Annotated in this window: 21 protein-coding genes; 16 read left to right on the forward strand and 5 right to left on the reverse strand. The window is 73.6% G+C overall.

The window, feature by feature from the left end:
- Positions 1-23: 23 nt before the first annotated feature.
- The 7 genes from K8Z49_RS42250 to K8Z49_RS42280 all read left to right on the forward strand — a co-directional run bounded on the left by K8Z49_RS42250 (position 24) and on the right by K8Z49_RS42280 (position 8,126).
- Positions 24-791, forward strand: a complete 768-nt coding sequence (locus tag K8Z49_RS42250) for an SDR family NAD(P)-dependent oxidoreductase (protein ID WP_021596126.1) — start codon at positions 24-26, stop codon at positions 789-791.
- A gap of 211 nt (positions 792-1,002) precedes the next feature.
- The gene (locus K8Z49_RS42255) at positions 1,003-1,953 is read left to right on the forward strand and encodes an acyl-ACP desaturase (protein ID WP_021596127.1); all 951 of its coding nucleotides are present in this window, start codon (positions 1,003-1,005) and stop codon (positions 1,951-1,953) included.
- A gap of 65 nt (positions 1,954-2,018) precedes the next feature.
- A complete protein-coding gene (locus tag K8Z49_RS42260) occupies positions 2,019-2,822 on the forward strand; it encodes a serine/threonine-protein kinase (protein ID WP_111831794.1) in 804 nt (267 codons plus the stop codon).
- Between the two features lie 52 nt (positions 2,823-2,874).
- Positions 2,875-4,785, forward strand: a complete 1,911-nt coding sequence (locus tag K8Z49_RS42265) for a serine/threonine-protein kinase (RefSeq protein WP_412516814.1) — start codon at positions 2,875-2,877, stop codon at positions 4,783-4,785.
- Positions 4,786-4,847: 62 nt separating this feature from the next.
- Entirely contained in the window at positions 4,848-6,176 is a 1,329-nt protein-coding gene (locus tag K8Z49_RS42270; protein WP_412516815.1) for a hypothetical protein, read from the forward strand.
- A 196-nt stretch (positions 6,177-6,372) separates the two neighbouring features.
- On the forward strand, positions 6,373-7,152 hold the full coding sequence (locus tag K8Z49_RS42275) for an electron transfer flavoprotein subunit beta/FixA family protein (protein WP_021599673.1): 780 nt from the start codon (positions 6,373-6,375) through the stop codon (positions 7,150-7,152).
- A 23-nt stretch (positions 7,153-7,175) separates the two neighbouring features.
- On the forward strand, positions 7,176-8,126 hold the full coding sequence (locus tag K8Z49_RS42280; RefSeq protein WP_412516816.1) for an electron transfer flavoprotein subunit alpha/FixB family protein: 951 nt from the start codon (positions 7,176-7,178) through the stop codon (positions 8,124-8,126).
- Positions 8,127-8,174: 48 nt separating this feature from the next.
- On the opposite strand, the gene K8Z49_RS42285 is transcribed toward K8Z49_RS42280, so the two are convergent.
- The 3 genes from K8Z49_RS42285 to K8Z49_RS42295 all read right to left on the reverse strand — a co-directional run bounded on the left by K8Z49_RS42285 (position 8,175) and on the right by K8Z49_RS42295 (position 11,910).
- Positions 8,175-9,983, reverse strand: coding sequence for a serine/threonine-protein kinase (locus K8Z49_RS42285; RefSeq protein ID WP_412516817.1), 1,809 nt, complete (start codon positions 9,981-9,983; stop codon positions 8,175-8,177).
- Between the two features lie 55 nt (positions 9,984-10,038).
- Positions 10,039-11,256 carry an MFS transporter gene (locus tag K8Z49_RS42290; RefSeq protein WP_075019581.1) on the reverse strand — a complete coding sequence of 406 codons (1,218 nt, stop codon included), beginning with the start codon at positions 11,254-11,256 and terminating at the stop codon, positions 10,039-10,041.
- Between the two features lie 120 nt (positions 11,257-11,376).
- Positions 11,377-11,910, reverse strand: coding sequence for a TetR/AcrR family transcriptional regulator (locus K8Z49_RS42295; protein WP_021599087.1), 534 nt, complete (start codon positions 11,908-11,910; stop codon positions 11,377-11,379).
- 165 nt (positions 11,911-12,075) lie between these two features.
- Here K8Z49_RS42295 and K8Z49_RS42300 point away from each other — a divergent pair, with 165 nt between their 5' ends.
- Complete coding sequence (locus K8Z49_RS42300; RefSeq protein WP_024935352.1) at positions 12,076-13,251, forward strand: cysteine desulfurase family protein; 1,176 nt, start codon at positions 12,076-12,078, stop codon at positions 13,249-13,251.
- A 55-nt stretch (positions 13,252-13,306) separates the two neighbouring features.
- Positions 13,307-14,131, forward strand: coding sequence for a DUF1206 domain-containing protein (locus K8Z49_RS42305; protein ID WP_021599089.1), 825 nt, complete (start codon positions 13,307-13,309; stop codon positions 14,129-14,131).
- On the opposite strand, the gene K8Z49_RS42310 is transcribed toward K8Z49_RS42305, so the two are convergent.
- Entirely contained in the window at positions 14,119-15,222 is a 1,104-nt protein-coding gene (locus K8Z49_RS42310) for a DUF695 domain-containing protein (protein ID WP_412516818.1), read from the reverse strand. The two genes, K8Z49_RS42305 and K8Z49_RS42310, sit on opposite strands and share 13 nt — an antisense overlap.
- A gap of 67 nt (positions 15,223-15,289) precedes the next feature.
- Here K8Z49_RS42310 and mnmA point away from each other — a divergent pair, with 67 nt between their 5' ends.
- From mnmA to K8Z49_RS42335, 5 genes are all read left to right on the forward strand, one after another.
- On the forward strand, positions 15,290-16,420 hold the full coding sequence (gene mnmA / locus K8Z49_RS42315; RefSeq protein ID WP_024935351.1) for a tRNA 2-thiouridine(34) synthase MnmA: 1,131 nt from the start codon (positions 15,290-15,292) through the stop codon (positions 16,418-16,420).
- A gap of 148 nt (positions 16,421-16,568) precedes the next feature.
- Entirely contained in the window at positions 16,569-17,387 is an 819-nt protein-coding gene (locus tag K8Z49_RS42320; RefSeq protein WP_024935350.1) for an LLM class F420-dependent oxidoreductase, read from the forward strand.
- Between the two features lie 24 nt (positions 17,388-17,411).
- A complete protein-coding gene (locus K8Z49_RS42325; RefSeq protein ID WP_024935349.1) occupies positions 17,412-18,413 on the forward strand; it encodes a methionine synthase in 1,002 nt (333 codons plus the stop codon).
- A 58-nt stretch (positions 18,414-18,471) separates the two neighbouring features.
- Entirely contained in the window at positions 18,472-20,631 is a 2,160-nt protein-coding gene (gene ligA / locus K8Z49_RS42330) for an NAD-dependent DNA ligase LigA (protein ID WP_372506062.1), read from the forward strand.
- Between the two features lie 257 nt (positions 20,632-20,888).
- Positions 20,889-22,997 (forward strand): putative bifunctional diguanylate cyclase/phosphodiesterase, encoded by a 2,109-nt coding sequence (locus K8Z49_RS42335; protein ID WP_412516819.1) that lies wholly within the window; start codon positions 20,889-20,891, stop codon positions 22,995-22,997.
- 106 nt (positions 22,998-23,103) lie between these two features.
- Here the strand turns inward: K8Z49_RS42335 and K8Z49_RS42340 are convergent, their stop codons facing one another.
- Positions 23,104-23,355, reverse strand: a complete 252-nt coding sequence (locus tag K8Z49_RS42340; RefSeq protein ID WP_021595467.1) for a DUF6458 family protein — start codon at positions 23,353-23,355, stop codon at positions 23,104-23,106.
- 198 nt (positions 23,356-23,553) lie between these two features.
- Between K8Z49_RS42340 and gatC the strand changes: the two genes are divergently transcribed.
- Together gatC and gatA are read left to right on the forward strand one after the other, a co-directional pair.
- Positions 23,554-23,901, forward strand: a complete 348-nt coding sequence (gene gatC / locus K8Z49_RS42345; protein WP_412516820.1) for an Asp-tRNA(Asn)/Glu-tRNA(Gln) amidotransferase subunit GatC — start codon at positions 23,554-23,556, stop codon at positions 23,899-23,901.
- A gap of 102 nt (positions 23,902-24,003) precedes the next feature.
- Positions 24,004-25,482 carry an Asp-tRNA(Asn)/Glu-tRNA(Gln) amidotransferase subunit GatA gene (gatA, locus tag K8Z49_RS42350; RefSeq protein ID WP_111832291.1) on the forward strand — a complete coding sequence of 493 codons (1,479 nt, stop codon included), beginning with the start codon at positions 24,004-24,006 and terminating at the stop codon, positions 25,480-25,482.
- Position 25,483: the final 1 nt, after the last annotated feature.

Here is a 25,483-nt window from a genome sequence, read left to right on the forward strand (position 1 = left end):
AACGACGGATAGCATCTCCCGCCATGCGACACGCATACCGGACCGCGCTCGTGACGGGCGCGTCCAGCGGCATCGGGGAGAGCTTCGCCCGCCTCCTGGCCGCCCGCGGCACCGACCTGGTGATCGTGGCGCGCCGGGCCGAGCTGCTGGACGGGCTGGCCCGCGAGCTGGTCGAGCGGTACCGGGTCGCCGTGGAGGTGCTGGCGGCCGACCTCACCGACCCCGGGCAGCGCGCCGAGGTCGAGGGGCGGCTGCGCACCGAGCCCGTGGAGCTGCTGGTCAACAACGCCGGCCACGGCGCCTTCGGAGCGTTCGCCGACCTCCCGCTCGACGACCACCTCGCGCAGATCGAGCTGAACGTCGCCGCGCTGGTGCGGCTCACCCACGCGGTCCTGCCGGGGATGGTCGCGCGCGGCCGGGGCGGGGTGCTGAACGTCGCGTCCATGTCGGGTTTCGCGCCGTCGCCGGGCAGCGCGACCTACGGCGCGACGAAGGCGTACGTCGCGTCCTTCTCCGAGAGCCTGCACTCCGAGGTCGCGGGCCGGGGCGTCCATGTCACGGCACTGTGCCCGGGGTTCACCCGCACGGAGGACGACGTCCCGCCCAGCCTCCTGTGGCTGCGCCGCGACGATGTGGCGCGGGCGGGCCTGGAGGCGGTGTCGGCCGGACGCGCGCTCTGCGTACCGGGCGCGCAGTACAAGGCCGCGTTCCCCGCGCTGAAGCTCGTGCCGAGGCCGCTGCTCAGAGCCGCGGTGAACCGCATGTGGCAACAGGCGGCGGAAACCCGGTGACAAAGGGGCACCACACGTCTTTGTGCTCCGGTCTACAAAAGTTCCCGCGGGTTGCTTGTAACGGGGGTTACTTGACGGGGGTCACGCGGAGTGGCGACGATCGAACCTACGCTTGAGTAGGTTGTGGGTACGGCCTGCTGGGCGCCTTTCCGAGCCCGCCCTCGCGGCGGAGAACCGTCCGGCAGACCACGTCGTCCAGTGAAGGAACCGCATGTCCGTGACCCCCGAAGAGAAGTTCCAGACCGGCCTCATGCTCGACCTGGAGCCTGTGGTCGAGAAGGAACTGAACCGGCACCTGTCCATGGCCAAGGAATGGTTCCCGCACCAGTACGTCCCCTGGAGCCAGGGGACCGACTTCGACGGCCCGCTCGGCGGCGAGGCGTGGTCGCTGGAGCAGTCGAAGCTGAGCCTGGAGGCGCGCGAGTCGCTCATCGTCAACCTCCTCACCGAGGACAACCTCCCCGGCTACCACCGCGCCATCGCCACCGTGTTCGGCCGCGAGGGCGCCTGGGGCACCTGGGTCAACCGGTGGACGGCGGAGGAGAACCGGCACGGCATCGTCCTGCGCGACTACCTGACGGTGACCCGCGCGGTCGATCCGATCGCGCTGGAGCGCGCCCGCATGCACCACATGGAGGCCGGCTACGAGGCCGACCACGGCGACTCGTTCCTGCACGGGACGGCGTACGTGTCGTTCCAGGAGCTCGCCACCCGCGTGTCGCACCGCAACACCGGCAAGGCGTCCGGCGACCCCGTCTGCGAGCAGATGATGGCCCGCATCGCCGCCGACGAGAACCTCCACATGATCTTCTACCGGAACCTGATGGCCGCCGCGCTGGAGGCCAGCCCGAACGAGACGATGCGGGCGATCACCGACGTGGTGACGACGTTCCACATGCCCGGGCACAGCATCGACGGGTTCATGCGCAAGTCCGTCGTCATCGCCAACGCCGGCATCTACGACCTGCGCCTGCACCACGACGACGTGCTCGTCCCGGTGCTGCGCAAGTGGGGCGTGTTCGACCGCACCGACCTGACCGGTGACGGCGAGAAGGCCCGCGAGGAACTCGTGGAGTACCTGGAGCAGCTCGACGCCTCCGCCACCAAGTTCGAGACCCGCCGGGAGGAGCGCCGCGCCCGCCAGGCCGCCCGCAAGGGCTGAGCGCCGGCCCCCTCCGCACGCCGAAGGGCGGGAACGCGAGGTCGTTTTCCGGCGTCAAAGGGAGCATGGGGACGCATCGGCGACTGGGCGGGTATCGGTTGCTGGACGAGATCGGCCGGGGGAGCACGGCCGTGGTGTACCTGGCGATGGACGCCCACGGCCGCGAGGTCGCGGTCAAGGAACTGGTACCGGAGCTGGCGGGGGAGCCGGAGGCGATCAGCCGGCTGGCGCGGGAGATGTCGGCGCAGGCGCGGGTGCGCAGCGCCTACGTCGCCCGGCTGCTGGACGGCGCCGTCTCGGCGGAGCGGCCGCACGTGGTCATGCAGTACGTGCCGGGCTGCCCGCTGAGCGACCTGGTGCCGGCGTACGGCCCGCTGCGCGCCGACCGGCTCGTCCGGTTCGCGCGGCGGCTGGCGCTCGCGCTCGGCGACGTCCACGACGCCGGCGTGCTGCACCGCGACGTGTCGCCCGGCAACGTGATGGTCATGGGCGACCGGCCGACGCTGATCGACTTCGGCATCGCGCACGAGTCGGGCGCCGACCAGCTCACCAAGCGCGGGCTGGTCGTGGGGACGCCCGCCTACCTGGCGCCCGAGCTGATCGAGGGGGAGCGCGCCACCACCGCGTCGGACGTGTTCTCGTGGGCGGCCACGGTCGCGTACGCGGCGACGGGGCGGCCCCCGTTCGGGCGGGGCTCGCTGCACGGGGTGTGCTTCCGGATCCTGCGCGGCCAGGCCGACATCGACGGGGTCCCGGCCCCGCTGGCCGGGCTCCTGCGGGCGGCGTTCGCCCGCGTCCCGTCCGAGCGGCCGCCCGCGCGGTGGTTCGCCGGCGCCCTCGCCACGCCGCGCGACGGAGTGGCGGCCTGATGCCGGCCGGATCCGCCCCGGCTCGATCAGCGAGGGTAGGGTTTCGGAAACGATGAAGGGAGCTGTCACGTCCGGGGACCGAATCGGCCATTACAGCGTGCTCCAGACCCTGGGGGAAGGGGGCATGGGCGTCGTCTACCTCGGCGCCGACCCCGAGGGGCGCAACGTGGCCATCAAGGTGCTGCGGCCCGCGGTCGCGGGCGACGCCACGGCGCGCCGCCGGCTGGCCCGCGAGGTCGACTCGATGCGCAGGGTGCACAGCCCGCACGTCGCGGAGATCCTCGACGCCGACGTGACCGCCGACCGCCCCTACATCGTGACCCAGTACGTCCCCGGCCGGACGCTGGAGGAGATCGTCGAGGAGTCCGGGCCGATCTACGGGCCCGGCCTGCAGCGGCTCGGCGTGGGGCTGGCGGCGGCGCTGTCGGCGATCCACGGCGCCGGGATCGTGCACCGCGACATGAAGCCCGGCAACGTGATGCTGGTGGACGGCGAGCCCGTCGTGATCGACTTCGGCATCGCGCAGGCCGCCGACGCCACCCGGCTCACCGCGACCGGCATGGTCATCGGCACCCCCGGCTACCTCGCCCCCGAGATCATCGAGGGTGAGGACGCGGGCCCGCCCTCGGACGTGCACGCCTGGGCCGGGACGGTCGCCTACGCCGCGACCGGCCGCCCGCCGTTCGGCTCCGGCACCTTCGAGTCGATCTTCTACAAGATCATGCAGGGCACGCCGGACCTGGACGGCGTGCCCGACGCGCTGCTGCCCGTGCTGCGGTCGGCGATGGCGCGGCACCCGGCCGAGCGCCCGACCGCGGTCAACCTGGTGCAGCTCACCCGGCGGATCCACCTCGAAGCGACGATCACCGACCAGACCCGCGTCGACCAGCACTACCCGTCGCCGGGCACGTCGCAGCCGGTGGACGACCCCGCCGCCGACCACTCCCGGCAGTTCTCGATGCCGCTGCCGGACCCGCAGGACTCCGCGGCCCGGCCGACGGCGCCCGGCGGGTCGGCGATCCCGGCGCCCGCGCCCGTCCCGGCGCAGCCGAAGGACTTCGTGGGGCAGCTGCCGCCCGCCGCGCCGCCGCCCGTCCCGCCGCCCGCGCCGGCGCCGTTCAAGGCCGGGGAGCAGTTCGCGCAGCGCGGCTACGCCCAGCCGCAGCAGCAGGGCCCGCAGCAGCAGGGCCCGTACCAGCAGGGCGGGTACCCGCCGCAGTACGCGCCCCCGCCGAGTCAGCCCCCGCCGGGCGCGCTGCAGCGCGGCCCCTACGACCCGCAGACGCAGGACGCGCAGCGGCGCGTCGCCGACCAGGCCCGCGCCGACCGCGAGCGCGCCGACCGGGAGCGCCGCAAGCCGTACGGCTGGTACCGGGTGCTCAGCCTCCTCGTCCTGGTCGCGCTGCTCGGGTTCGCCAACATCGCGCCGCTGCTCGCGCTCGGCGTCACCGTCGCCGGGGTGCTCGTGCTGCGCATGGGCGACAAGGCGGCCAAGGGGATGGAGGGCCGGCAGACGCGGCGCGGCCCCCGCTCGGGCGACGCGGTCGCCGCCGCGTTCCGGACGCCGCTGCACCTGCCGGGTGCGCTGATGTCCACCGCCCTGTGGACGTCGCTCAGCGGCGTCGCGGGCGTGATCCTGCTCGGCGTGCTGATCTTCGCCAAGCCCGACATGACCGCCTCGAAGGCCATCGCGTACTCGGCCATGGCGGTGATCGGGCTGCTGTGCCTCGCGCCGGGCAGCGGCGCGCCCCGCCGCCAGCTCGCCCGCATCTGGGGCGCGCTGCTGCCGCGCGCCGAGGCGGCCCTCGCGGGCGCGCTGATCCTCGGCATCTTCGCCACGGTGCTGGTGGTGATGTCGCAGAAGCAGCCGCCCGACACGACTCCGGTGGACGGCATGAGCCAGAGCCTGGAGGGGCTGCGCAACGACGTCCGCGACCTCGTCTCGAGCGTCCCCGGTACCTGACGGACCCGTCCCTTCCGGACGGGCCCGGCCGGACGCCTCCGCTCGGTAGGGTGGCGACCCATATGAGCGGTGAGACGAGCCACCAGGCGTACATCGGCCCGTACCGGCTGCTGTCCAGGCCGGGCGGCGGCACCGGTGGCGTCCATCGCGCCACGGGGCCCGACGGCGGCGACGTGGCGATCAGGATGCTCCCGGAGGGCGCCGCGCCCGACGTGGAGCGCATGCGCGAGGTGCTCAGCCCCTACGCGGTGGACGTCCTGGACGGCGAGCCCGCCGGCCCCCGCCCGTTCGTCGTGACCCGGTTCGTGCCCGGCAGGCCGCTCGGGGAGACGATCGCCGCCCGGGGGCCGATGGCGGGGGACGCGCTGCGCCTGATGGCCGCCGGGCTGGCCAGGGCGCTCGCCGCCATCCACCGGGCCGGTCTCGCGCACGGCGGGCTCGGGCCCGAGACGGTCCTGGTCGTGGACGACGCGCCCGTGGTCGTCGACTTCGCACTGACCACCGGCGCCGGACCCGCGGACGACGTCCGGGCGTGGGCCGCGACGGTGACGTTCGCGGCGACCGGCCGCCCGGACGCCCCCGCCGAGTCACTGCCGGCTGCTCTGCGCCCGCTGGTGACCGCCGCCGCGCACCCCGACCCGCAGGCACGCCCAGCGGCAGCGGACCTGGCTGAAGCGGCGTCCGTCCTAGACCTCCCGCCCGGCCCCGCGCCCGCCACGCCCCCACCCCACCGCACCCCGACCCCGCCCCCGACTTCGGATTCCGTGGCGCCCCCAGATTCCGCCGCGCCCACGGGGTCCGCCGCGCCCACGGGGTCCGCTGGTGCGCCGGGTGCCGAGCCCGCGCGGGAGAGCGCGGTGGTGCGGGGGTGGGCTCGGCTGCTGGCGGCCATGGTGGTGGTGATCGGCGTCGGGGTGGTGATCATGGTGCCGATCGGGGGGCTGGTCCTGACGCTCGGCGCGGTGACGCTGCTGCGCGTGGCCGGCACGGCGGCGCGCGGCTGGGGGTGGGCGTTCGGGCGGACGCTGCTGACCGTCCCCTACGCGGCGGTGTTCGCGGTCGCGGTCCCGCTGTGCCTCGCGGCGGCGTCGGTGGTCGGCGGTGACGTCGACCCGCTCGCCGCCTGCGCGTTCGGGGCCGGGGCCGGTGCCGCGGCGCTGTGGACGGCGCCGGGCGTGAGCGCCCCGAGGCGGCGGCTGGAGCTGATGTTCCTGCCCGTGGCGCGGCGGCCGCGGGCCGTCGCCGCCGCGGCCCTGGGGCTCGGCGTGCTGTGCCTGCTCGCGGGCGTCGGCGCCATGACGCTGACGCCGAGCTTCTCCCCGATGTACGGGCTCCAGCAGACGCTGGAGAGCGCGGTCGACCGCTTCCAGCACGCCGTCGACCGGTGGTGAGGCGATTTTGCCATGAGGCTACTCGCAAGTAACATGAGGGCGCACGGCCGAATCAGGGACCCGGCTCCGAAGCACGTTCGGGTGTTTGGCAGGCTGTGACCACGAAAGCGCATGTCCGCGTCGACCCGTCATGGGCGGCGCCCCTCTGCCGCTTACCTCAGCGGCCAACTGAGTGCAGGGAGGTCGGCCACCGGCCATGAACATCGTCGTCCTGGTGAAGCAGGTTCCCGATACGGAGAGCCCGCGCAAGCTGAAGTCCGATGACAGCACGCTGGACCGCGCCGCGGCGGACGGTGTGATCAACGAGCTCGATGAGTACGCGATCGAAGAGGCGCTGCGCATCAAGGAGGCCCACGGCGGCGAGGTGACCGTCCTGACCATGGGTCCCGACAAGGCCACCGACTCCATCCGCAAGTCGCTGGCCATGGGCGCCGACAAGGCCGTGCACCTCAACGACGAGGGCCTCGCCGGCTCCGACGCGCTGCAGACCTCCTACGCGATCCAGCAGGCGCTCGGCCGCACCGGGTTCGACCTGGTGGTCCTCGGCTCGGAGTCCACCGACGCGCGCACCGGCGTGCTCGCCGCGATGCTCGCCGAGCGCCTCGGCGTCGCGCAGCTGTCGCTCGCCAACAAGGTCGAGATCGACGGGACGTCCATCAAGGTGCAGCGGCAGACCGACTACGGCTTCGACCGGGTCGAGGCGAGCCTGCCCGCGGTCGTGTCCGTCGTGGAGAAGATCAACGAGCCGCGCTACCCCTCCTTCAAGGGGATCATGGCGGCCAAGAAGAAGCCGGTCGAGACGCTCGGCCTCGGCGACGCCGGGATCGACGCCGCCCAGGTCGGCCTGGCGAACGCCGCGACCGAGGTGGTCGACTTCGCCGAGGCGCCGCCGCGCGCCAAGGGCGAGATCGTCACCGACGAGGGCGACGGCGGCGCGAAGATCGCCGAGTTCCTCGCGTCGAAGAAGTTCGTCTGAGCGGGGAAGGGGATTAGGAACCGATGGCTGAGATTCTCGTCCTCGTCGACCACGTCGACGGTGAGGTCAAGAAGGTCACGCTCGAACTGCTGACGCTGGCGAACCGGCTCGGCGAGGCCGCCGCCGTGTGGGTCGGGCCCGGCTACGAGAACGCCAGGGACCGGCTCGGCGAGTACGGCGCCGGCAAGGTCTACGTGGCCGCCGACGAGGAGCTGACCGCCTACGTCGTCGCCCCCAAGGCCGCGCTGCTCGCCCAGCTGGTGAGCGAGAAGTCCCCGGGCGCGGTGCTCGTCGCCGCGACCGCCGAGGGCAAGGAGATCGCCGGCCGGCTGGCGGTCAAGACCGGCTCCGGCGTGCTCACCGACGTGGTGGACGTCGCCGACGGGTTCGTCGGCGAGCACTCCATCTTCGGCGGCGGGATCATCGCGCACGCCAAGGTGCGGACCGGCACGCCGATCATCGCCGTCCGGCCGAACTCGGTCGCCCCTGAGGCGTCCGCGGCCGCCCCGGCCGAGGAGCAGGTGTCGGTGACGCTGTCCGACGCCGACAAGGGCGCGAAGATCGTGGAGAAGGTCGTCCAGGAGAAGGGCGAGCGCCCCGACCTGACCGAGGCCGCGATCGTGGTCTCCGGCGGCCGCGGCGTCGGCGGCGCCGAGAACTTCACGATCATCGAGGGGCTGGCCGACTCGCTCGGCGCGGCCGTCGGCGCCTCCCGCGCCGCGACCGACGCCGGCTGGTACCCGCACTCGTTCCAGGTCGGCCAGACCGGCAAGACCGTGTCGCCGCAGCTGTACATCGCGGTCGGCATCTCCGGTGCCATCCAGCACCGGGCCGGCATGCAGACCTCGAAGACCATCGTCGCCATCAACAAGGACCCCGAGGCGCCGATCTTCGAGCTCGTCGACTACGGCATCGTGGGCGACCTCTTCCAGGTCGCGCCGCAGCTCACCGAGGAGATCAACAAGCGCAAGTGATCTTCCGCGCGCGGCCCCGGCGACGCCCGTCGCCGGGGCCGCCGCGCGCTACGAGCGCTTCGGCGACGGGTACGGGACGGCCTTGAGCAGCGCGGGCTTCACCATGTCGCGCACCTCGGCGTAGGGGACGACCGTGTCGAGCAGGCCGCACGCGGACTCGTAGCCCAGGATCGCGCCGTAGAAGGCCACGCGCAGGCCCGCGGGGGTGAGGGCCATGGTGACCTCGCCGGACTTGACGAACCTGGACGGGTCGTCGGTGCCGCGCGGGACCACCGCGCCGGGCGAGGGGCTCCGGTCGCCGTAGCAGTAGGAGCCCTCCGGCAGATGCGCCTTGATCTTCGTGTCCAGCGGCTTGAGGCCCTGGTCGGTCGGGACGCGGAACAGGTCGAGCGGCCGGTAGGACGCGCCGGTCCGCAGGTCGACGGTCGCGGCCTGCGACTGGTCCCAGCCGGACCCGCGCTCGCCCCGCAGCTCGACCTTGTACCAGACCGACAGCAGCCGGTCGTTGCGCATGAGGATCTGCGGGGTCACGACGTCGGTGTAGGCGCCCGACCCGATGTCCCGCAGCCCGCCGCGGGTCTTCTCCCAGCGCTGTTCGAGCGGCGCCCGCAGGGCCTGGTTGATCTTCCTGGTGACCGCGGGGTCCCCGCCCGAGACGCGCACGATGCGGCCCTGCGCCTGGAACGTCTTCCCGCCGCCGATGCTCCGCGCCGGCTCGCTGAGCGCGGCGAGCCGCGCCACGACCGGCTTGGGGGCCTCGTCCGCCGTGGCCACGTAGACCGCCGCGCCGCCGCCCACGGCCACCGCGGCGGCGCCGCCCGCGACGGCCGCCGCCCCCTTCGCCCCGAGCGTGCCGATGACGCCCTTGCCCGCCGCACCCGCCGCCGTGCCCGCGCCGCCCGTGCCACCGGCCCCGGCGGCTCCGCCCGCCCCGGCGGCGCCCGCGGCCCCGGCGGCGCTCGCCGACGCGCCGCCCGAGCCGAGGCCGAGCGCGGTCAGCGGGAACAGCACGGACAGCGCGGCGACCGTCCCGGCGAGCGTGCGGACGCCGCGTCCCTCCCAGTCGGCCCCGTACGCGCCCGCCGCGACCGACTCCAGCTCGGTGACGAAGGCGGCGGCGCCCATCGGGCGGTCCCAGGGGTTCTTGGCCAGCCCGCTCTGGATCAGCGGCCGGAGCGGCTCCGGGACGTCCTCCACCGGGATCGGCGCCGTGAGATGGCGGCCCATCAGCCCGGCGGGGTCCTCGGCCGTGTAGGGGCGGCGCCCGGTCACGCACTCGTAGAACACGCACGCCGCCGCGTAGACGTCGGTCGCGGGGGAGGCGGGCTCGTCCCGCCACTGCTCGGGCGCCATATAGACGGGCGTTCCGGCGCGCCCCGACGCGCCCGCGTCCACCGCGATGCCGAAGTCGATCAGCTTGCTCAGCCCGTCGCCGCGCACGATCACGTTCGCCGGCTTGTAGTCGCGGTGGACGATGCCGAGGCCGTGCGCGGCGGCCAGCCCGAGCAGCGAGCCCTTGAGCAGCGCCAGCGCCGCCTCCGGCGCCAGCGGGCCCCGCTCGGCGAGCACCGCCTTCAGCGGCGCCCCGTCCACGGCCTCCATGACGATCGCGGCGCCGTCCGGCGTCTCGACCAGCCCGAACAACTGGGCGACGAACGGGTTGCGGAGCCGGCTGAGCAGGTCGGCCTCGCCGCGGAACCGCTCCCGGAACCCCTCGTCCCCGAGCAGCGCGCCGGCGAGGTACTTGATCGCCGCGGGACGCCCGGTGGCGTCGTGCCGGGCGAGGACGACCCGGCCCTGCGCGCCCTCGCCGAGCAGCCTCAGCTCGCTGTACCCCGGAACCCGCCACCCGCTCATGAATCCGCCCCCAGCGCCGAACCGATGATCAGAAGGGGTTATATCGGATCGGGCGTCAGGCGGCGACCGGCGCGGGGCGGGTATCGCCTGGATCCCCGGCCGGGGCCTCGGCCGGTGCCGGGACGGCGGCGGCCCTGGCCGGGCGCAGCGGGACGAAGCGGGCGCCGGCGGCGATGACCAGGGCGAGCACGACGACGGTGCCCACGCCGACGCGGAGGGAGGTGGCGTCCGCGAGGAAGCCGACCACCACCGGGCCGAGCAGCAGCCCGCCGTAGCCCATCGCGCCGACCTGGGCGACGGCCGCGGCCGGGCGGTCCGGCGCGGCGGTGCCCGCCAGCGAGATCGTCGTCGGGACGATCGTGCAGACCACGAGGCCCGTCACGAAGAACCCGGCGATCGCGACCGGCGGGGCCGGCGCCAGCACGACGACCGTCATGCCGGCCGCGGTGCCGAGCCCCGCGCCGATCATCAGCCGGCGGGTGCCGACGTGCATCCGGATCCGGTCGCCGGCCAGCCGCCCGAGCAGCATCGCCAGCTCGAACACCGGGTAGCCGGCCGCGGCGACGGCCTCGGTGGCGCCCAGCTCCTCGTGCAGGAGCAGCCCGCTCCAGTCGGCGATCGACCCCTCGGTCATGAACGCGATGAACCCGAGGGCGCCGATCAGGTAGACGGCGGCGGGCAGGCGGCGCGCCCCGCGCCCGGTCCCGGCCGCGGCGGGCGCCGGCGGGTCGGGCAGGTAGGTGCGGCCGAGCGCGAGGGCCGCCGGCAGCGACAGCAGCGCGGCGGCCAGCACGGTCCCGGTGAACCCGAGCCCGGCCGCGGCCGTGAGGACGCCGAACAGGCCGCCGCTCATCGCGCCCGCGCACCAGCCGGCGTGCATGCCGCTCAGGACGGGCCGCCGGTACGCCTGCTCGACGACACTGCCCTGCGCGTTCATGGCGATGTCGGTGATCCCGAACGTCATGCCGAACAGCGCGACGGCGGCGAGGAGCAGGCCGTAGGACGGGGCGAGGGCGACGGCCGCGTAGGACAGCGCCGTCAGCGGCAGCGCCGCGCGCAGGGCGGCGCGGCTGCCGGCACGCGCCATCAGGGCGCGCAGCGCCTGCATGGCCGCGATCGCGCCGATGCCCCAGACGAGGACGACGATGCCGATCTCGCCCTCGCTCGTCCCGAACTTGCCGGCCAGCGCGGGCATGCGGGCCACCCACACTCCGGTCAGCAGGCCTGCCAGCGCGAAGGTCAGGGACGTCCCCCAGCGGGCACGCGACAGCATCGTTCACCTCTCTCCAGGCTCGGCGGGGCGGCGCCCCGATCGTGTGACGGACGTCATGGAACGGTCCAGACGCGTGCGGGTCCGGACGGACGGTGCGGTGAGGGGGCGCGAGCCCCGGTGTCAGCGCTCCAGCAGGCTCAGCAGCCGCTGCTTCAGCGCGTCGAGCCGGTCGGCGTCGTACAGCCCGGGATCATGGCTGACCACCTCCCAGAGGCCTTCGGCCGCCAGCCGGACGATCATCGCGATGCCCGGGTCGGGGTCGTCCTCGGGGGTTCGGCCGTGCCAGCGCCGCATGGCCTCGTTCAGCGGCTCGGCCTGCTCCGGGTCGGCGGCGGCGGCCGTGATGGCCGACCATCGCCGGTACGCGCGGGCCTCCCCGGTGAGGATCTCGAAGGTGGCCTCGACGTACGCCCGGGTGTAGGCGCCCGTGGCGCCCTCCCCGTAGGAGTCTATGTAGGAGGCGATCAGGTCGTCGAACTCCTCGATGACCCGCGCCACCATCGCCCGGACGAGCGCTTCCTTGGTGGGGAAGTGGTAGAGCAGCCCGCCCTTGCTCACGCCGGCGCGCTCGGCGACCGCGGTGAGCGTCAGCGCCTGCGTCCCCTGCTCCGAGAGCACGGATTCGGCGGCGTCCAGGAGGGCTTGTCTCTTCATGGCGACTCCACTGTACCGGCTGGACGGTATAGAGGCCAACCGCAGGTCAAGGCGAGGTATTCCGCGGGGGTGCGGCGGGTGCCGGGCCATCGGCCGGGCGCCCCCGGGCCAACCCTCCGGGCGCCCGGAGGGAACAGGCGGCGCGCGGCTAATGTTGAGCGCGTGGTGACCTACCTCGACCATGCGGCGACGACCCCGATGCTGCCCGAGGCCATCGAGGCGATGACCGCAGAACTGCACGAACTCGGGAACCCGTCCTCGCTGCACGCGGTCGGACGGCGGGCGCGCCGCGTCGTCGAGGAGTCCCGCGAGATCATCGCCGAGGCGTTCGACGCCCGGCCGAGCGAGGTCGTGTTCACCTCCGGCGGCACCGAGGCCGACAACCTCGCCGTCAAGGGCCTGTACTGGTCGCGCCGCGCCGCCGACCCGTCCCGCACCCGCGTGCTGGCCGGCGCCGTCGAGCACCACGCCGTCCTCGACGCGGTGCAGTGGCTCGCCGACCACGAGGGCGCCAAGATCGAGTGGGTCCCGGTGGACGGGCTCGGCCGGGTGACTCCGGAGGCGCTCGCCGCGGCGCTCGGCTCCGGCGACGACGTGGCGCTCGCCACCGTGATGTGGGCGAACAACGAGGTCGGCACCGTCCAGCCCGTCGCCGAACTGGCCGCCGCCGCCCGCGAGCGCGGTGTCCCGCTGCACACCGACGCCGTCCAGGCCGCCGCGCAGTTGCCCGTCGGGTTCGCGGCGAGCGGGGCGCAGGCCCTCACCGTCACCGGCCACAAGCTCGGCGGCCCCCTCGGCGTCGGCGCGCTGCTGCTGGCCAAGCCGAAGCCGCCGGTGTTCCTGGAGCCGGTGCCGCTGCTGCACGGCGGCGGCCAGGAGCGCGACGTGCGGTCCGGGACGCTCGACACCCCCGCCATCGCCGGGTTCGCCGCCGCCGTCCAGGCCACGGTCGCGCGCCGCGAGTCGGAGGCGCGCCGCCTCACCGAGCTGCGCGACCAGCTGATCGACGCCGTCCGCGCCGCGGTGCCCGAGGCCGTCCTGAACGGCGACCCCGACGACCGGCTGCCCGGCAACGCGCACTTCTCCTTCCCCGGCTGCGAGGGCGACGCCCTGCTCATGCTGCTGGACGCGCGCGGCATCGCCTGCTCGACCGGCTCGGCGTGCTCGGCGGGCGTGTCGCAGCCGAGCCACGTCCTGACCGCCATGGCCGCGAGCCCCGAGCGGGCCCGCGGCTCGCTGCGCTTCTCGCTCGGCCACACCAGCACCGAGGCCGACGTCAAGGCCCTCGCGGACGCGATCGGCCCGGTCGTCGAGCGCGCCCGCCGCGCCGGTCTCAGCTGATCTGTCCTGGTTTGACCGTCCCTTGAACGGGGACAGCGTGCCCGTGGCAACGGACGTGAGCGACGGAATCAAGCAGGCGGCGGGACATCCCTGGTTCCACCACATGTCGCGCGTGGGGCTGGTCGCGCGCGGCCTCCTCTACCTGCTGATCGGCTGGCTGGCCCTGCAGGTCGCCTTCGGCGGCGGCGGGCAGGAGGCCGACCGGAAGGGCGCCCTCCAGGAGGTCGCCGAGAAACCCGGCGGCGACGCGATCCTCTGGCTGATGGCGGTGGGCTTCGCCGCCCTCGCTCTGTGGCAGTACGCCGAGGCCCTGTACGGGCGCCCCGTCCCGGACGGCGACAAGCCCACCAAGCGCCTCGCCTCCGCCGCGCGCGGCGTCGTCTACACGGCCGGCTTCGCGGCGACCCTCGCGTTCGCGTTCGGCTACCAGGGCCGGTCGAGCGACCAGCAGTCCAAGACCATCACGGCACGGCTGATGGGCGAGCCCGGCGGCCGATGGCTCGTCCTGGCGGTCGCGGCGGGCTTCGTGGTGTGGGGCGGCGTCGTGATCGCGCACGCCGTCCGCCGCACGTTCATGGAGGAGCTCCGGAGGGGCGAGATGGGCCGCCTCGCGCGCCGCTCCGTCCAGCCGCTCGGGATCGTCGGCAACGGCGCCCGCGGCCTCGTCGGCGCCGCCGTCGGCGCCTTCCTCGCCTACGCGGCCGTCACCTTCCAGCCGGACAAGGCCCAGGGCCTGGACGGCACCCTGCGCGAGTTCGCCGACACGCCCGCGGGCCCCTGGGGCCTGGTCGCGGTGGCCTTCGGCGTCCTCACCTTCGGCCTCTACAGCTTCTGCGAGGCCCGCTACCGCAAGGTCGACACGACCCGTCAGGGCTGGTAGGGCGCGAGGGCCTTCCAGCCGGGGTCGCTGGTCGAGGCGACCTTGGCCTTGCCCTCCGACCATGCCGCGGCGAGCTGGTCGAGCTCGGAGATGACGCCGGAGTCGGGGTCGGCGTACAGGTGGAAGACGCGCAGGCCGTCGCCCGTCTCGCGGACGGCGAGGACCGCGCGGTCACCCAGCTTCGTGAGCTTCTTCTCGAAGGCGCGCAGGGCGCCCGCCGACGGCTCGACGGGGAGCCGGTCGGGGTTGCTGTTGGCGTACGGGACGGTGATCGCCACATGCAGGTCGCAGAGCGGGTAGTCCTGCCGGTGCAGCGGGAACCGGGCGCCGAGCCGGGCGGGATGGCCGCGCGGGGTGCGGCCCTCGCCGGTCAGCCAGGCGGGCTCGGCGAACGGCTCGGCCACCTGCTCGACGACCGCGGCGAGCATCGACGGCGGCAGCGCGTCGATCGGCGCCTCCGTCGCGATCGTCACCTCGCCCACCCAGCGGGCCACGTCGTCCTCGCCGAGCGCCCAGTGCAGGACGTTCAGCGCCACCTGGAGCTGCTGCTCCTCGGAGACGAACAGGAAGTCGGGGTGGTAGGCGGTGATGTGCACGCGGGCGCGGTCGGCGTCGGCGCGCATGCCGAGGCGGACGTACTCCAGGTCGAACTCGTGGTCGCCGAGGACGAGGTCCTGGGAGAGCATCTCCGGGTCGGGCTGGCGCGCCGGGTGGAAGCTCCAGCCGCCCGCCGCCGCCCCGGCCGGCGCGGACCGCGCCCAGCGCTCGGTCAGGCCGCGCAGCTCGGGGTCGCCGCCGCCGGTCACGGTCAGCGACGGGGACCGGTCCTCGGCACCGCCGATCTCCCACTGCAGCCCGGGGTGGATCTTGTGGACGCGGCGGGACAGCTCCCCGATCGTGTCCGCGGACAGGCCCTCGCCCGGCACGGCGGCCTCGCCCGGCGCGGAGCCCTCGCCGGGCGCGGCCTCCTCCGGAGCGGCGGCCAGCGACGCCTCGATCGTCGGGCGGGCCTGCGCCCACCACTCCCAGAATTCGCTGATGGCGGGCGGTACGACGGCGGACGCCTCGCGCGGACGGCGGAAGATTCCCATAGCGGCCCCAATCGTACGCGGAAATGACGCCGGGGGACCGGGCCACGCCGCGTACGCTCGAAGGACTATGACTCTGCGCGTTCTAGCCGCCATGTCCGGCGGCGTCGACTCCGCCGTGGCCGCCGCCCGCGCCGCCGAGGCCGGGCACGACGTCACCGGCGTCCACATGGCCCTGTCCAGGAATCCCCAGTCGTACCGGACGGGCGCGCGAGGGTGCTGCACCCTGGAGGACTCCCGGGACGCGCGCCGCGCCGCCGACGTGATCGGCATCCCGTTCTACGTGTGGGACCTCGCCGAGCGCTTCCACCGGGACGTGGTGGAGGACTTCGTCAGCGAGTACGCGGCGGGCCGCACCCCGAACCCGTGCCTGCGCTGCAACGAGAAGATCAAGTTCGCGGCGCTGCTGGACCGGGCGATGGCGCTCGGCTTCGACGCCGTCTGCACCGGCCACTACGCGCGGCTGGACTCCTCCGGTGCGGTCCCGGTCCTGCGGCGTGGCGTCGACGCGGGCAAGGACCAGTCGTACGTCCTCGCCGTGTGCACGCCCGAGCAGCTCGCGCACGCGCTGTTCCCGCTCGGCGACACCGCCAAGGCCGACATCCGGCGGGAGGCGGAGCGGCGGGGCCTCCAGGTCGCCGACAAGCCCGACAGCCACGACATCTGCTTCATCGCCGACGGCGACACCCGCGGCTTCCTGGCCGACCGGCTCGGCTCGGCGCCCGGCCCCATCGTCGACACCGACGGCAACGAGGTCGGCGAGCACGACGGCGCCTACGCCTACACGATCGGCCAGCGCAAGGGCCTGCGGCTCGGCACCCCCGCGCCGGACGGGCGCCCCCGCTACGTCCTCGACATCTCGCCGGTGTCGAACACCGTGACGGTGGGGCCGCGGGAGTCGCTGGACGTCCACGAGATCACCGGCGGGCGTCCGGTCTGGCTGAGCGAGGCGCCCGGCGGCCCGTTCGGCTGCCAGGTCCAGCTCCGCGCGCACGGCGAGGTCTACGACTGCACGGCCGAGCAGGCGGGCGACGAGCTCCGCATCACCTTGTCCGCCCCCGCCCGCGGCGTCGCGCCGGGGCAGGCGGCCGTCCTCTACAGCGGCGACCGCGTCCTAGCGTCCTCCACGATTCTTACTGCGTCGCCCTCGGCGTCAGGCGCTGGAGCGCCTTCCTTCAACGGGCACCGCGGCGATCGCTAGCATCGCTACGACTCGCCTGGCGGCTCGCTGCGCGATCAGTTTCTCGCAGGCTCGAAACTGGCTTCGCACGCGATCGACCGGCTCGGGCAAGTCGGTGGCTGAGCCGGTGGCCGAGGTCGTTGCACCGGCGGATCATGGGAGGCGTGCTGTGCAGTTCGGTATTTCGACCTTTGTGACGGATGACGGGATCGCTCCGGGGGTGCTCGGGCGGGCGCTGGAGGAGCGCGGGTTCGAATCGCTGTACCTGGCCGAGCACACGCACATCCCGGTGAAGCGGGAGACGCCGTGGCCGGGCGGGGCCGAGCTGCCGCGGCACTACTACCGGACCCTCGACCCGTTCGTCGCGCTGACCGCCGCCGCGGCGGCGACCGAGCGGCTGCGCGTCGGTACGGGCATCGCGCTGGTCGTCCAGCGCGACCCGATCCTGCTGGCCAAGGAGGTCGCCTCGCTCGACCTGGTCTCCGGCGGGCGGGCCGCGCTCGGCGTCGGCGCCGGCTGGAACCGGGAGGAGATGCGCAACCACGGCACCGAGCCCACCACGCGGATGCGCCTGCTCCGCGAGCGCGTGCTGGCCGTCAAGGAGCTGTGGACGAAGGACGAGGCGGAGTTCCACGGCGAGTTCGTCGACTTCGACCCGGTGTTCTCCTACCCCAAGCCCGTCCAGGATCCGCATCCTCCCGTGCTGGTCGGCGGGGCGGGCCCGACGACGTTCGACCGGGTCGTGGAGTTCGGCGACGGCTGGATGCCGATCTACGGGCGCGGCACCGACCGGCTCGCGGAGCAGATCGCCGAGCTGCGCGAGCGCGCCGGCCGGCGCCTGCCCGTCACGGTGTTCGGGACGCCGCCGAAGGGGGAGGTCGTCGCCGGCCTGGAGGAGGCCGGCGTCGACGAGGTGCTGTTCAACCTGCCGACCGAGCCCGAGGACGACACGCTCCGCGCCCTGGACCGGCTCGCGGAACTGGTGTGATCTCGCGCCGATAGGGTTCTGTGCGTGACCGACTACCCCTGGCAGGCCGGGACGGCGACCGGCGTCGGGTCCTATCCGGGCGAGGACCCGGCCGAGGCGCTGCGGATCGTCCTCGGCGAGCTGCCCGACCTGCCGCACCTGCCGGAACTGCCCGCGCGCGGCCCCGGCGCAGACCTCGCGGGCCGCACGGCCGGGCTGCTGATCGACATGCCGGTGCACCTGGAGCCGTCGGGCTGGCGGTTCTCCGACCGCCCGGGGCGCGACACCCTCCGCTCCCGCGACCACCTGGCCCGGGACCTGGACGTCCTGGAGGAGGCCGCGGGCGGCCACGACGGGCCGTTCAAGATCCAGGTGTGCGGGCCGTGGACGCTGGCCGCGTCCATCGAGCTGCGGCACGGCGACCGGGCGCTCAAGGACCCGGGCGCCGTCCGCGACCTGGCCGCGTCCCTCGCCGAGGGCGTCGCCGCGCACGTCGCCGACGTCCGGCGCCGGCTGCCCGCCGCGCGGATCGTCCTGCAGCTGGACGAGCCGGGCCTGCCCGCCGCCCTCGCCGGGACGGTCCCGACCGCCAGCGGCTTCTCCCGGCTCCGGGCGATCGAGGAACCGGTCGCCGAGGAGACGCTGCGCGGGGTCATCGAGGCGGCGGAGGCCTACCCCGTCGTCCACTGCTGCGCCCGGAACGTCCCGTACGGGCTGCTGCGCGGCGCGGGCGCGAAGGCCATCTCCGTCGATCTGCGGCTGGTGCCGAAACGCGACGACGACGCGGTGGGGGAGGCGATCGACGCGGGCACGGGCCTGTTCCTCGGCGCGGTGCCGGCGACCGACGCCGCCCTGCCGTCCCTCCAGGCGACCGCCGGGCCGGTGAAGGAGCTGTGGCGGCGGCTCGGGTTCCCGGCCGCGCAACTGGGGCGGCAGGTCGTGATCACACCCGCGTGCGGGATGGCGGGGGCGTCGCCGCGGTACGTCCGCGCGGCGCTGGAACGGTGCCGCGAGACGGCCCGGATGCTTTACGAAGCGGCCGACTGAGCGGGGTGTGGCGGGCGCTCGTATTGTCGGCGGTGTTGGCGACAATAGGGGCATGACCATGAGCGACGTACCCGCGGAGGCGCGGCAGCGGCACCTGGAGCTGAGCGAGGAGCTCGAGGACGCCAACTACCGGTACTACGTCCTCGATCAGCCGACGCTCACCGACGCCGAGTACGACCGGCGGATGCGGGAGATCCGCGAGCTGGAGGAGCGGCACCCAGAGCTCGTCACCCCCGACTCGCCGACGCAGAAGGTCGGCGCCCCGATCGTCACCGACTTCGCGACCGTCCAGCACCTGGAGCGGATGCAGAGCCTCGACAACGCGATGAGCGCCGACGAGCTCCTGGCGTGGGACGAGCGGGTGGTCAAGGAGGTCGGCACGGTCGCCGGCTACCTGTGCGAGCTGAAGATCGACGGGCTGGCGATCGCGCTGACGTACGAGAAGGGGCGGCTGGTCCGCGGGGTCACCCGCGGCGACGGGCGCACCGGCGAGGACGTCACCAACAACATCCGCACGATCTCCGACGTCCCGGACCGGCTGTCCGGCGACGGCTGGCCGGACGTGCTGGAGGTCCGCGGCGAGGTCTTTCTGCCGGTCGAGGGGTTCGAGCAGGTCAACGCGGCGCAGGTCGAGGCGGGCAAGGACCCGTTCGCCAACCCGCGCAACGCCGCGGCCGGGTCGCTGCGGCAGAAGGACCCGCGGGTCACCGCGCACCGGCCGCTCGGCATGCTCGTCCACGGGTTCGGCGCGTGGCGGGGCGGGACGCAGCCGGAGAGCCAGTCCGGCGCGTACGAGCTGATGCGCGGCTGGGGCCTGCCGGTGAGCGACCGCTACAAGGTCGTCGGCGGGCTGGACGCCGTCCGGGAGTACATCGCCGAGTACGGCGAGAACCGGCACGCCACCGCCTACGAGATCGACGGCGTCGTCGTCAAGGTCGACCAGTTCTCGCTGCAGCGGCGGCTCGGCTCGACCAGCCGGGCGCCGCGCTGGGCGATCGCGTGGAAGTACCCGCCCGAGGAGGTCAACACCAAGCTCCTCGACATCAAGGTCGGTGTGGGGCGCACCGGGCGCATCACCCCGTACGGCGTGATGGAGCCGGTGAAGGTCGCCGGGTCGACGGTCGACCGGGCCACGCTGCACAACGCGGGCGAGGTCAAGCGCAAGGGCGTGCTGGTCGGCGACACGGTCGTCCTGCGCAAGGCCGGCGACGTCATCCCGGAGATCGTCGCGCCGGTCACCGCGCTGCGGGACGGCTCCGAGCGCGAGTTCCAGATGCCCTCGCACTGCCCCGAGTGCGGCACCGAGCTGGCGTACGAGAAGGAGGGCGACGCCGACATCCGGTGCCCGAACGCGCAGTACTGCCCCGGGCAGCTGCGCGAGCGGGTGTTCTTCGTGGCGAGCCGCAACGCGCTCGACATCGAGGCGCTCGGCTACGTCGGGGCGACCGCGCTCACGCAGCCGCTGGAACCGTCCGACCCGCCGGTCAAGAACGAGGGCGACCTGTTCCACCTGACCGTCGACCGGCTCTTGCCCATCCGCAGCGTCGTGCTCGACCCCAAGACCGGGACCGCCAAGACCGATCCGAAGACCGGCGAGCCGAAGATCGTCTCCTTCTTCGCGAACAAGGAGGGCGAGCCGAAGAAGACGGTCGAGATCCTCTTCGACGAGCTGGAGAAGGCCAAGCGGCAGCCGCTGTGGCGGGTGCTGGTGGCGCTGTCGATCCGGCACGTGGGGCCGTCCGCCGCGCGCGACCTCGCCCGCGAGATGCGCTCGATGGACGCGATCGCGGAGGCGACCGAGGAGGAGCTCGCGGCGGTCGACGGCGTCGGGCCGACCATCGCCGCGTCGATCAAGAACTGGTTCGCCGTCGACTGGCACCGGGAGATCGTCGACAAGTGGCGGGCCGCGGGCGTCCGGATGGAGGACGAGGGCGCCGCGGGCCCGCGCCCGCTGGAGGGCGTCAGCGTGGTGATCACCGGCTCCCTGGAGGGGTTCAGCCGGGACTCGGCGACCGAGGCGGTGCAGCGCCTCGGCGGCAAGGTGTCCGGGTCGGTGTCGAAGAAGACGGGCTTCGTGGTAGTGGGCGACAGCCCCGGGTCCAAATACGACAAGGCCGTCAAACTGGGCGTACCGGTCCTGGAGGAGGACGGCTTCCGCGTCCTGCTGGCCGATGGGCCGGATGCGGCCAAAAACGTGACTATGCGCGCCGACGGATAACACGGTGTGTTTTCGGGGGTTGCGACCAGGGTTGCGTTACTCAGGGGTACACTTCAACTACCCAACGGCGAGGGATGGGTGCGGAATGGGCATAACGGAACGTACGCAACCGGTTTCGCGAAGTTGAGCAAAGGCCGTACCCTCCCTCTCATCACGACCCACACCTGAATCTCCGGACGTCGCACCCGGGGGGGCGTCCCCCGAGGTCGGGGGCGTCCGGTGCCGGGGGACGGCCCCCCGAACCCCCCGAGGATGTGATGAAGGACCCGAACAACACGCGGAACACGGCGCCACGCCGTGGCTCCCCGTTGTGGACGTACTTCCTCGTCGTCATCCTGCTCGGCGTCGCAGTCGGCGCCACCGCCTTCTCCGGGCTGAGCCGCGCCGACCTCGACGCGCTCGTCAGCACGCCGGTCTTCTGGATCCTCGGCGGCTTCATCATCTTCGGCGAGCTGCGCCCGATCATCACGCCCGGCTCCACCGAGAACAACGGCGCCACCACCTCCACCACCTTCTCGTTCGCCGCGCTGCTGTACGCCGGGCTGCCCGTCGCCGCCGCCCTGCAGGCCGTCGCCGTGATCACCTGCGGGATCCTGCGCGCCCGCGCCCCGCACCGCATCGCCTTCAACGCCGCGCAGTACACCCTCAGCCTCGCCGCCGCCCAGCTCGTCCTCGCGCTCTTCGGCGACCTCGCCACCCCGTCCGACCGCTGGGTGCCGGACGGCTCCGACCTGCCCGCGATCGCGCTCGCCGGCGCCGTCTACTTCGCCTGCAACGACACCCTCGTCGGCGCCGCCGTCGCCCTGCACGCCCGCGTGCCCCTCCTCAAGGCGCTCCGTTGGGACCTCGCCTACCAGGTCCTCGTCCACCTGGCGCTGCTCGGCCTCGCCCCCCTCATGGTCGTCGCGATGGACCGGTCGGCCCTCTTCGTGCCGCTGATCGTCCTGCCGTTCATCGCCGTCTACATGAACGCGTCCGTCTCCGTCCGGCGCGAGCACCAGGCCCTGCACGACGGGCTGACCGGCCTGCCGAACCGCAAGCTGCTGATCGTCCGCACCGAGGAGGCGCTCGCCGAGGCCCGCGGCGCCGACCGGCGCCTCCCGCGCGCCGCCGGCCTGGCCTCCCGCCGCCGCAAGACCGCCGAGCCGCCGAGCCACCGGGCCGGGCTGTTCCTGCTCGACCTCGACCGGTTCAAGGAGGTCAACGACACCCTCGGGCACCCCACCGGCGACCGGCTGCTGCAACTCGTCGCGCACCGGCTCACCCACAGCGTCCGCCCCGGCGACCTCGTGGCGCGGCTCGGCGGCGACGAGTTCGCGGTGCTGCTGCCCACCGTCCGGGACGAGGCCGCCGCCCGCGAGGTCGCCGCCCGGCTGCGCGCCGCGCTCAGCGAACCCGTCCGGCTGGACGGCATGTCCTTCGACCTGGAGGGCAGCGTCGGCATCGCGCTGTTCCCCGACCACGCCCCCGACTTCGAGCTGCTCCTCCAGCGCGCCGACGTCGCCATGTACAACGCCAAGGAGGCCCGCTCCGGCGTCGAGATCTACTCGCCCACCAAGGACCGCAACTCCCCGGCCCGCCTCACCATGCTCGGCGACCTGCGCCGCGCCATCGACCGCTCCGAGCTGGAGCTGTTCTACCAGCCCAAGGTCGCGCTGCGGGACGGCCACCTCGTCGGCATGGAGGCTCTGCTGCGCTGGCGACACCCCGACAAGGGCGTGCTCGAACCCGAGGCGTTCCTGTCGATCGCCGAACAGACCTACCTCATGCGCTCGATCACCCACTACGTCGTCGACGCCGCGCTCACCCAGACCGCCGCCTGGTGGCGCGAGAACCTCGCCGTCCAGGTCGCGGTGAACGCCTCCGGCCGCGACCTGCTCGACACCGGCCTCACCGAGACGATCGAGGAGGGCCTGCTCGCCCGCGGCCTGCCCGCCGCCGCCCTCCAGCTGGAGATCACCGAGCGGATCCTGATGAACGAGCCCGCCTACGCCTCCGACACCGTCGGCGCCCTCGCCGACCTCGGCATCCCGCTCAGCCTGGACGACTTCGGCACCGGCTACTCCTCGCTCGTCCGGCTCAAACGCCTCCCGGTCGAGGAGATCAAGATCGACGCGTCGTTCGTCCAGCGGCTCGGCGAGTCCCCCGACGACGCCGTCATCGTCCGCTCCATCGTCGACCTCGTCCGCACCCTCGGCCTCCGCTCGGTCGCCGAGGGCGTCGAGGACCCCTCCACCGCCGACGCCCTCCGCGAGATGGGCTGCGACGCCGCCCAGGGCTGGCACTTCGGCCGCCCCATGGACGCCGACACCGCCACCCAATGGCTCCGCCGCCAGGCCCGCAAGGCCCCCGAACCAGCCGCCTGAACTCCCACCGGGTTTTGAAGCTCAGCCGGGGTCACGGGCAGGCGCGCGGAGCGAGCGCAGCACGCATGCCCGTCGTGACGGGGGTTCCAGGGGGTCGCCCCCTGGGTCAATAGGGGCGGCGCGGCTGGTAGTCGTCCTCGTAGTAGTGCTCTTCGCGAACGTGCGGGGGCGGGGGACGGCGCTCCACGGTGCGGCGGGCGGACATGATCCGGATGAGGCCGATGACGAGGCCGATCAGGCCGCCGACCATCAGGATCACACCGACCAGCCGGATGTCGATGCCGCTCAGGTCGTAGTCGACCGCGTAGGCCAGGATCGCGCCGACGATGATCAGGGCGATGCTGCCGCCGATGGTCATGGCGGTCTCCTCTCGTCGTCCCCGGTTGGACGACGAGAGCGTTCCCCACCAGGTGAAGCTAAACAATCCTTGGATGTTTCGGGAGGTACGCCTGGCCGCGGCACCGGCTTGCCGGGGTGGTAAATCGGTCGGGCGGAGCGGGTGCGGCCCATAGGATGGCCGGGAACCCACTTCATCGCAGGAACGGTTTCTCATCCCATGAGTGAGCACGCCGCCTCTCATGGCTCCGCCGCGGACGAAGTTCCCGGCGGAGCCATCACCCGTGACGAGGTGTCGCACCTCGCCCGGCTGTCCCGGCTGGCGCTCGGCGACGATGAGCTCGACCATCTCGCCGCCCAGCTCGACCAGATCATCTCCGCGGTCGCGCGGGTGCAGGAGGTCGCTGCGGAGGACATCCCGCCGACCTCGCACGCCCTGCCGCTGACCAACGTCTACCGCGCGGACGAGGTACGGTCGTGCCTCACCCCGGAGCAGGCCCTCTCCGGCGCGCCCGCCGCGGAGGAGCAGCGCTTCCGCGTCCCGCGGATCCTGGACGAGGAGGCCTGACCGGTGACCGGAACGGAGCGCAGCGGAGTGCAGGGCACCGGTCAGGCGGCACGTGGCGGGGGGTCTGGGGGGTCGTCCCCCCAGCAGGTCGCAGCGAGCGAGCTGGTCGGGAAGAGCGCGGCGGAGCTCGGGGAGCTGCTCGGCGGCGGCGAGGTGTCGGCGGTCGAGGTCGCCGAGGCGCATCTGGACCGCATCGCCGCGGTGGACGGGCAGGTCAACGCGTTCCTGCACGTCGACCGCGAGACGACGCTGGCGCAGGCGCGGACGGTGGACGAGCGGCGCGCGGCGGGGGAGGAGCTCGGCCCGCTGGCCGGCGTCCCCATCGCGCACAAGGACGTGTTCACCACGACGGACATGCCCACCACCGCCGGATCGAAGATCCTGGAGGGGTGGCGCCCCCCGTACGACGCGACCGTCACGGCGCGGCTGCGGGCGGCCGGGCTGGTGATCCTCGGCAAGACGAACATGGACGAGTTCGCGATGGGCTCGTCCACGGAGAACAGCGCCTACTTCACGTCCCGCAACCCGTGGGACCTGGAGCGGGTCCCGGGCGGCTCGTCCGGCGGGTCGTCGGCGGCGGTGGCCTCGTACCAGGCGCCGCTGTCCACGGGCACCGACACCGGAGGCTCCATCAGGCAGCCCGCCGCCGTCACCGGCATCGTCGGGATGAAGCCGACCTACGGCGGTTCGTCCCGCTACGGGGTGATCGCCTTCGCGTCGTCGCTCGACACGCCCGGCCCGTTCGCCCGGACCGTGCTCGACGCGGCGCTGCTGCACGAGGCGTTCAGCGGCCACGACCCGATGGACTCCACCTCGGTGCCCGAGGCCGTCCCGCCGGTCGTGGAGGCCGCCCGCCACGCCGACGTCAACGGCCTGCGCGTCGGCGTCGTGAAGGAGTTCGCCGGCGAGGGCTACGAGGCGGGCGTCTCCGCCCGCTTCACCGAGGCGGTCGAGCTGCTGGAGTCGCTCGGCGCGAAGGTCGTCGAGGTCTCCTGCCCGCACTTCACCTACGCGCTGCCCGCCTACTACCTGATCGCGCCGTCGGAGTGCTCGTCCAACCTGGCCCGCTTCGACGCGATGCGCTACGGCATGCGCGTGGGCGACGACGGCACCCGCAGCGCCGAGGAGGTCATGGCGCTGACCCGCGCGGAGGGCTTCGGCCCCGAGGTCAAGCGGCGCATCATGCTCGGCACGTACGCGCTGTCGTCCGGCTACTACGACGCCTACTACGGCAAGGCGCAGCAGGTCCGCACCCTGATCAAGCGCGACTTCGAGGCCGCGTTCGAGCAGGTCGACGTACTGGTCTCGCCGACCACGCCGACCACGGCGTTCCCCATCGGCGAGCGCGCCGACGATCCGATCGCGATGTACCTCGCCGACCTGTGCACGATCCCGGCCAACCTCACCGGCAACGCCGCGATCTCCGTGCCGTGCGGGCTGTCCGACGGCCTGCCCGTCGGGCTGCAGATCATGGCCCCCGTCCTCGGCGACGACCGCGCCTACCGCGTCGGCGCCGCCGTCGAACGCGCCCTCGAAGACCGCTGGGGCGGTCCCCTGCTGGCGAAGGCCCCGGCCCTCTAGG

This window comes from Actinomadura madurae, assembly GCF_047130825.1.
Classification (GTDB): domain Bacteria; phylum Actinomycetota; class Actinomycetes; order Streptosporangiales; family Streptosporangiaceae; genus Spirillospora; species Spirillospora madurae.

Bases quoted from the DNA above. Each gene is read 5' to 3' on its own strand.
- mnmA (WP_024935351.1), top strand. From the start codon at position 15,290: ATGACTCTGCGCGTTCTAGCCGCCATGTCCGGCGGCGTCGACTCCGCC.
- K8Z49_RS42260 (WP_111831794.1), top strand. From the start codon at position 2,019: ATGGGGACGCATCGGCGACTGGGCGGGTATCGGTTGCTGGACGAGATC.
- K8Z49_RS42280 (WP_412516816.1), top strand. From the start codon at position 7,176: ATGGCTGAGATTCTCGTCCTCGTCGACCACGTCGACGGTGAGGTCAAG.
- K8Z49_RS42310 (WP_412516818.1), bottom strand. From the start codon at position 15,222: ATGGGAATCTTCCGCCGTCCGCGCGAGGCGTCCGCCGTCGTACCGCCC.
- K8Z49_RS42265 (WP_412516814.1), top strand. From the start codon at position 2,875: ATGAAGGGAGCTGTCACGTCCGGGGACCGAATCGGCCATTACAGCGTG.
- K8Z49_RS42285 (WP_412516817.1), bottom strand. From the start codon at position 9,983: ATGAGCGGGTGGCGGGTTCCGGGGTACAGCGAGCTGAGGCTGCTCGGC.
- K8Z49_RS42335 (WP_412516819.1), top strand. From the start codon at position 20,889: ATGAAGGACCCGAACAACACGCGGAACACGGCGCCACGCCGTGGCTCC.
- K8Z49_RS42275 (WP_021599673.1), top strand. From the start codon at position 6,373: ATGAACATCGTCGTCCTGGTGAAGCAGGTTCCCGATACGGAGAGCCCG.
- gatC (WP_412516820.1), top strand. From the start codon at position 23,554: ATGAGTGAGCACGCCGCCTCTCATGGCTCCGCCGCGGACGAAGTTCCC.
- K8Z49_RS42250 (WP_021596126.1), top strand. From the start codon at position 24: ATGCGACACGCATACCGGACCGCGCTCGTGACGGGCGCGTCCAGCGGC.
- K8Z49_RS42290 (WP_075019581.1), bottom strand. From the start codon at position 11,256: ATGCTGTCGCGTGCCCGCTGGGGGACGTCCCTGACCTTCGCGCTGGCA.
- K8Z49_RS42340 (WP_021595467.1), bottom strand. From the start codon at position 23,355: ATGACCATCGGCGGCAGCATCGCCCTGATCATCGTCGGCGCGATCCTG.
- K8Z49_RS42255 (WP_021596127.1), top strand. From the start codon at position 1,003: ATGTCCGTGACCCCCGAAGAGAAGTTCCAGACCGGCCTCATGCTCGAC.
- K8Z49_RS42270 (WP_412516815.1), top strand. From the start codon at position 4,848: ATGAGCGGTGAGACGAGCCACCAGGCGTACATCGGCCCGTACCGGCTG.
- ligA (WP_372506062.1), top strand. From the start codon at position 18,472: ATGAGCGACGTACCCGCGGAGGCGCGGCAGCGGCACCTGGAGCTGAGC.
- K8Z49_RS42295 (WP_021599087.1), bottom strand. From the start codon at position 11,910: ATGAAGAGACAAGCCCTCCTGGACGCCGCCGAATCCGTGCTCTCGGAG.